Annotated in this window: 5 protein-coding genes and 1 pseudogene; 2 read left to right on the top strand and 4 right to left on the bottom strand. The window is 42.5% G+C overall.

Annotated features, from left to right (window positions below):
* Positions 1-343 (top strand): annotated as a pseudogene (locus ACFWMP_RS31395) (hypothetical protein); the annotation flags it as partial.
* Positions 344-485: 142 nt separating this feature from the next.
* Here ACFWMP_RS31395 and ACFWMP_RS31390 read toward each other — a convergent pair.
* The 3 genes from ACFWMP_RS31390 to ACFWMP_RS31380 form a co-directional block, all read right to left on the bottom strand.
* Positions 486-674 (bottom strand): alpha/beta fold hydrolase, encoded by a 189-nt coding sequence (locus ACFWMP_RS31390; RefSeq protein ID WP_379426214.1) that lies wholly within the window; start codon positions 672-674, stop codon positions 486-488.
* A 216-nt stretch (positions 675-890) separates the two neighbouring features.
* Positions 891-1,490 (bottom strand): YdeI/OmpD-associated family protein, encoded by a 600-nt coding sequence (locus tag ACFWMP_RS31385; protein ID WP_379426212.1) that lies wholly within the window; start codon positions 1,488-1,490, stop codon positions 891-893.
* A complete protein-coding gene (locus tag ACFWMP_RS31380; RefSeq protein WP_379426210.1) occupies positions 1,466-2,407 on the bottom strand; it encodes an alpha/beta fold hydrolase in 942 nt (313 codons plus the stop codon). Before ACFWMP_RS31380 ends, ACFWMP_RS31385 begins: the two co-directional genes overlap by 25 nt.
* 98 nt (positions 2,408-2,505) lie before the next feature.
* On the opposite strand from ACFWMP_RS31380, the gene ACFWMP_RS31375 reads away from it, so the two are divergent.
* Entirely contained in the window at positions 2,506-3,417 is a 912-nt protein-coding gene (locus ACFWMP_RS31375; protein ID WP_339248230.1) for a helix-turn-helix transcriptional regulator, read from the top strand.
* A gap of 312 nt (positions 3,418-3,729) precedes the next feature.
* Here ACFWMP_RS31375 and ACFWMP_RS31370 read toward each other — a convergent pair whose 3' ends face one another.
* Entirely contained in the window at positions 3,730-6,240 is a 2,511-nt protein-coding gene (locus ACFWMP_RS31370; RefSeq protein ID WP_379426207.1) for a discoidin domain-containing protein, read from the bottom strand.
* Positions 6,241-6,723: the final 483 nt, after the last annotated feature.

The following is a 6,723-nucleotide window of genomic DNA, read 5'->3' as shown; positions in this document are numbered from 1 at the left end:
ACAGTTTTTAAGTGAATTCCCAACCTCATATTCAGTATTACAGACGGATGAAAACACACTCAAATCTAAGATGAAAGAACTGCTTTCTTCAAAACAGGGGCGTTCAGAGGACTGGATTAACCAACGGGTGCAACGGCGGCTAGATGCGGCAAAACAAAACCTATTTCAGCAAACCATGTATGCAAGCCACTTAATCAATTTGAAAGTCCTTATTACCCTCATTCTTCAGTACCAAGAGCATCTTACTGGATTGGAACAGAACATAGAGCGATGCTTTTCTCTCCGCCTGTTCAATTATTGCAGTATTTCTGCTTTGTTAGTTATACGCCTTTTCCTTGCGTGAAGTAAAAAACAAACGGCACGGGGCTTTCCCATGCCGTTTTGAATTCCATTTTTATTCCCGTTCTTACCTTTGAGCTTAACTTAATGACATTGCCTGTTTGGGTGTCCTTATTGTTTTTCTAAGTTTTGCTTGCTAAGCGAATCTATTCAGCATCATTCTGCTTTTCCAGCCATCTCAAAATCGCTTGGTTTGTTTCTTCCGGCTTTTCTTGCTGGATCCATTGACCGCAATCCAGATTAACCACTTCCGCATTAGGCACGAACTTTGTCAGGTTTTCAGACCTCTGGACCGTATCCCGGTCACCATAGATCATGAGGGTCGGCTGTACCATAAAAATGAAGGGGGTTGCGATTTTGGATGAGCTGTTTCATCCCTTCTTCATTTAGCGATTTGATTTATGCCTCGCATTTAAAACGTTCTGACTTTTGATGAGAATTAAACCCTAAATGATTGAGAAATACAGTAGCTCCTCTCTCCTAAAGATCAGGGAAACAATAGACCCAGATTTATGCAGTACCAAAAATCCTTTTAACGATTCTTTTGTTATTTATATTTCCTTATTCTGTAATAATTTTTTGCAATGTTGAAATTTTAGCCCTTCTTCAGATGAAGCGATCAATATTCCAAGCCTTCTTAATCGTGTTTCTTCTTTCTTGGCGCTCATTACCCACCAGATAGAATCTCTTTTATAGGATGGTGATAAATTAGTGAAGAATAGCCAGGCTGTTTGATTTGCCTTGATTTGTTCTTCATATTCTTTGGCAAGTTCCACGTTTCTTTGTTCAGAGGAATAGCCTTGTGCATCGGTTCTGTTGTTAAAGACGTGCATTCCTTCTGGTCTCATCTTTCCAAGCTGTATTAGTGCTTTTACCTTCTTTACGTTCACAGCACTCCATACACTATTTACTTTGCGCGGAGTAAAGCGAATCTTATAGCTTTGTTTATCAATGGTTTTTCGTATACCGTCAATCCACCCAAAACAAAGAGCGGCATCTACTGATGCAGACCAAGTAAGGCTTGCACGCCCTGTACTTATCCCAAAATAGCCCACCCAAATTTCACTAGCTTCAGTATGATGTTCTTCTAACCAATCGTTAAACTCTTCTTGGTTGTTGAAAAAAACTACATCTCCCATTGTTCCAGCCATTTTAAAATTGCTTGGTTTGTTTCTTCCGGCTTTTCTTCCTGGATCCAATGACCGCAATTCAGATTGACCACTTCCACATTGGGCACGAACTTCGTTAGTTTTTCAAACTTCGGGATCACATCCCGGTCGCCATAGATCATAAGTGCAGGCTGTTGGATGATTGGGTTCACGTCCGCCAATAAGCGCCAGTTGCGGTCAAGGTTCCTGTACCAATTTATACTTGCCGTGAAGCCTGATGATTTGAAGGCTGAGACGAAAACGGCCAGTTCGCTGTCGCTCATTATGGGTTCGCCGAGTGGTGTTTCTGCTCTGGCAAGATTAATCATCGCCATACCTGGCTGAGGCGCTCTGGGTGGCTCGTTTTTCCGGTAAATGTTGCGAAGGAACTGGAATGTATTTTCTTCTAATACGGCGTCTGCGATACCCGGCTGTCGATTGAAGTGGACAAAATAGTAGTCGCCGCCAAGTATTTCTTCCATGAACTCGATCCAGGGTCTTTCTCCGCGCTCTTGGTAAGGCATGCTCAGATTTATCACTTTATTTACACGGTTTGGATGCAATAAGGTCAGCCACCAAACGATCATTGCACCCCAATCATGACCGACAAAGGTGGCATCTTCGTATTCGTAGTGATCGAGAAGTGCGATGAGATCACCCGACAAGTGTTCAATGTCATAGTCTGTTACTACGCTCGGACGGGATGAGTTGCCATAACCCCGCTGGTTTGGGACGATGACATGGTAGCCCGCTGCGACAAGGGCGGGCACCTGATGGCGCCAAGAAAAGGCATGCTCTGGCCAGCCATGACAGAGTACAATAGGTTTTCCTAAATTTTGTCGGCCTGCTTCAAAGACTTCGAGTTCCACACCGTTGACTGAAATAAGGGTGGACTTGGGAAAATCGGTTGGATTAAACATTGCAATTCCTCCTTCTTGTGATACATGTAGTATAATGAACAAAAGGTGACATCTTAGTGTCACCATTTTGAAATCATGTAGAAAAAAAGAGGGCAATTATGGACAAAGTGGAAAGACTCATTTCGATTATCATGATATTGCTGAGAAAAGAGATTATATCTACAAAGGAATTCTCACAACTATTCAATGTTTCCAAAAGAACGATCCTTCGCGATATGGAAACACTGAGCTTATCGAACATCCCGATCTACTCTATCAATGGGGTCAAAGGCGGGTACGGCATAATGGATGAATACAAGGTGGATAAACGCCTTTTAAGCAGCTCCGATTTACAGAATATATTAGCTGCGCTCGGCGGATTGGAACAAATCCTCCTTACTGAAGAAGTTGAAAGAACGATAAAAAAAATAGAGGCAATGGTTAGTCCTTTGTCTCTGAATCGTTCCATTCAACTGTCGTTTTATGAATGGGAAGGTCGGTCCGAGATTCTTGAAACCTTAAAGACATGTCAAACATCCATTTTAAAGAAAAGGCTGGTTTCGTTTGATTATACAGATAAAGACGGGGCTGTAACGAATAGAATGATCGAGCCCTATGAGCTGCATTTTAGCGAATCAAGTTGGTACTTGAAAGGATTCTGTTTACATCGACAGGGATGTCGAACTTTCAAGTTATCTCGGATCGATCATATTACTATGGATGAACGCGCGTTTCATCCTAGAGACGATTGGTCAGAGCAAGTACACGAAGCAAATTATCTACCTGAATTCGTCACGATTAAGGCATGGATATCGCCTAGCATAAAAGATCAAATCATCGAAAGGTATGGTCGAAGAAGTATTGAAGACCATAGTTCTGGATTTTTATTAGCAACCATTTATGTCCCACAAAATCGTATGGGATTTCAACTTTTAGCAAGCTTCGGCACTCATCTAAAAGTTGTAGAGCCCAAAACCTATGTTGAAGACTTTCGAAATTATTTATATCAAATGATGGAGAACTATTCCTGATAGATTTAGCATTAAAGCTTCAACCTTCAACTCAACTTTTCGCCGTCACTTATGGTAAGGTTCACCGCGCTGTCTGTAACGGCAAGTTTTTGAGACATCCTTTGCGGGATTGTCATATTTTTCTAAATACGCAGTCCCGCCGACACGTGCCCACCAGCAAATCCGGTCAACTAATAGCCGAGATATTGGATATATTCCGCCTGACATGTGATGGGGTCCAAGCTAAACAAGCCCGGCACAGTGTTTCGTGCATGGGCTTGTTTTGTTATTTGGGATCAGAACCCCATATTAGGCTTTACGTATGCTAATGGATCAGCTGCCATAAACTTCGAACTCATAAAGAGAATACCAGTCGCCTGTGCCTCGATCTGTCGCATGCATCCTTATATACCTTGCATTTACCGGTTCAAAGTAGATATCGTCTATACCACCGTCTCCATTCGTTGTCATGTATATATCCGTCCAGTTGGTTGCATCGTTCGACACCTGAATCTTATAGCCCTTAGCATGAGCATACTCCCAGTTGAGTTTGACATTGTTGACGCGGGTTTCCTGTCCGAGGTCTACATAGATCCATTGCGGATTTGAATACAGGCTGGCCCATCTTGTCGTTACATTACCATCCACCGCTTTATCGGCCGTTAATGTGGATGTCTCGTTGGAAGAGGATGTTGCCGATTTTTTTAACGCTAGATTCGGTTTGCCATAAACCTGGAATTCATATAAAGAATAGCCATAGAAGGAGTAAGCTCTTTGGGTTCCGTACATTCTTACATACCTTGCATTTACGGCAGTAAAGAATATATCGTCAATCCCCCCGTCTCCATTCGTTGTCGTATACACATCCATCCAGTTGACAGTGTCATTCGATACTTGAATCTTGTAGCCTTTGCCATAGGCAAGCTCCCAATTCAATATAACTCGATTTATGTTATAAGCTTGCCCAAGGTCGATCGTAATCCATTGCGGGTCTGCAAACTGACTGGCCCATCTTGTCGTCACGTTACCGTCAACCGCATTATTCGGAGAAAGAGCTGCCTCTTGATTGGAAGATGACGTAGCTGTATTATTTAACGCCAAATTTGTTGTAGTAGCGGATCCGACGCTGTCTCCATATACTTGAAACTCATAAATAGAGTAACCATAGCTCGTGCCCCTCTCTGTTGCGTGCATTCTCACGTATCTTGCCGTTGTAGGCACAAAGCCTATATCGTCTACACCTCCATTGCCTGTCGTTGTCGAATACACATCGGTCCAATTGACCGCATCATTCGATACTTGAATTTTGTAGCTCTTGCCGTAAGCATACTCCCAGTTAAGTTTAACGCGTTTGATGTTATTAGCTTGCCCGAGATCGACGTAAATCCACTCTGTACTTGAATACTGTTGGCTTGACCACCGTGTACCCGGCAAATTGTCAACAGCTTTAGCAGCGGATAGAGAAGAACTTTGGTTGGATGAGGCTACTGCCGATTTACCGCTTGCAAGATTAACTGGAATGGTATACGTTCCTTTAACAAATTTGTAGATATCTTCATACATCTGTCTCCCGTCATAAACTCCGTTTACACCGTTGTTATTCTTGTTTTTATACAAGTTGTATATCCCAAAAATATCTTGATACCAACCCTTGACCGCTCCCGTCATGTATCCGTATTCTACGCCGGCCATTAAGTAATTATCGAATCTGTTTTTAAAATCGGGGTCGAACATCGCTCTTTCGTCAAACTCCATTTCGATGCCCTTATTATATGTTTGAGCTTGGGTCGATACATTCGTCATTCTCGAATAATCAGTCTCCGGAACGAAATAGTGATTGGGCTGCTGGATGCTAAAATCGATTGCATAATTATTCCGGTTGTTGCTTTGTCCGGCACCAAAGTATGGAATCCAGGCAAGTTTCAGACCAAGCGTATGAAGATAGTTACCAGAGTTATTAATTGCATTTACTTCACCCGGATTGCCGGGATCAATATCTTCATGGAACCAGTAGAAGCCTTTTAATTCAAGGTTGCTGTATTGGGCTTGATTCCATCTGCTTAATACGGTGTCGATATACCATTTGGTTACCTTCGTCATATTGCTAGGCATCGAATTCAGATTTTCGCTGATTCCGTCGTTATCGACATCTCCGAAATTGGTGATTTCGCTATTAGGATAAGGCAGCATAATATATACTTTGGATTTGTAATTTGTTAGGTTTAGTGTGGTTGCAACTTGCTGGGTTGCTTGGTTGAGGGCATCGAGCTGTTGATTAGAGGTGAAAATACGGTTTATATACCATTCCCAATCCGCCTTATAGGTCCACTTGGCAGGGTCCGCTGTATCACCAAAATCTCTATAGTCAGATGTGTTGATTCCTAGAAATAGAAATGAATCGAAAAAGGTGTCATCCATCACATTATTACTGTTGTAGTGCGCAACATAGGGCAAAAGCGTATTCTTGTCATACGTGCCGATTTCTCTTCCCTCGTATGTCGTTCGTCCACCGTAATATCCAGTATAAAGCAAGGCCATGTTCTTCACATTCCCAGATGCCGCGGTATTTGGTGGGAAATATCCTGTTGCAGCAGCAGCGGCAAGCGGCTGTTCTAAGTTAGACTGGGGTTGTTGCTCGAGATCAGGATCGGACTTTTCTTGTTGTCCCTGCTTATTAGGAACTTCAAGTAAAGGCTGTTGATCCTCCTGCCCCTGCGAAATCTTCGGCGACCTATCCCCTTCTCCCTTCACTACTGATGGTTGAACAGAAAAAACAATCGATAAGATTAACACAAATGATAACAGCAAGGAACTTCGTCTTGGATACCTCTGACTTCGCTTCATCTTTCATCCCCATTTCTTAGGTTTAAATGATTTTAACAAGTCTGGTACATGGTCTTGATCCGAGTGTCCATTTTATCCAAGCTCCAAACGGCCCCTTTACGACTAATTCTATGAGGCAATTTTATGCTTGAAAATAGATATCTGTTTACTTTCATATACACCTTTTTACAAATCAAAAAATGAACCGATGCACCTTTCTCTTGTTTCTTCGAAATGTGACCTACGCACATATATTCAAACCCATACGCCGCAAGGAATTCAAAAAAAACTTGCCCTTATTTGTGGTACGGTTCCCCGCGTTTGATCTTCAACTCTCCTGCCCGTTCGTATTATGAGATCAACCAGTTCTTTCTGGTTGATCCTTTTTTCATTTGCATAGAGGATTAAAGTAGCCTGGTCGAACGTACCTGCCCGTGGGACTTGATCCCGAGAGCTATAATGTTCACCCCTACTTGTCATGACCATGATTGAGGCTGGTTGGGA

This window comes from Paenibacillus sp. NPDC058367 (assembly GCF_042723305.1).
Classification (GTDB): Bacteria; Bacillota; Bacilli; order Paenibacillales; family Paenibacillaceae; genus Paenibacillus_AQ.
Note: the sequence above shows the minus strand (reverse complement) of the source record. Positions and strands in the feature narration are given on the sequence as shown.

Bases quoted from the DNA above. Each gene is read 5' to 3' on its own strand.
- ACFWMP_RS31390 (WP_379426214.1), bottom strand. From the start codon at position 674: ATGGTACAGCCGACCCTCATGATCTATGGTGACCGGGATACGGTCCAG.
- ACFWMP_RS31385 (WP_379426212.1), bottom strand. From the start codon at position 1,490: ATGGCTGGAACAATGGGAGATGTAGTTTTTTTCAACAACCAAGAAGAG.
- ACFWMP_RS31380 (WP_379426210.1), bottom strand. From the start codon at position 2,407: ATGTTTAATCCAACCGATTTTCCCAAGTCCACCCTTATTTCAGTCAAC.
- ACFWMP_RS31375 (WP_339248230.1), top strand. From the start codon at position 2,506: ATGGACAAAGTGGAAAGACTCATTTCGATTATCATGATATTGCTGAGA.
- ACFWMP_RS31370 (WP_379426207.1), bottom strand. From the start codon at position 6,240: ATGAAGCGAAGTCAGAGGTATCCAAGACGAAGTTCCTTGCTGTTATCA.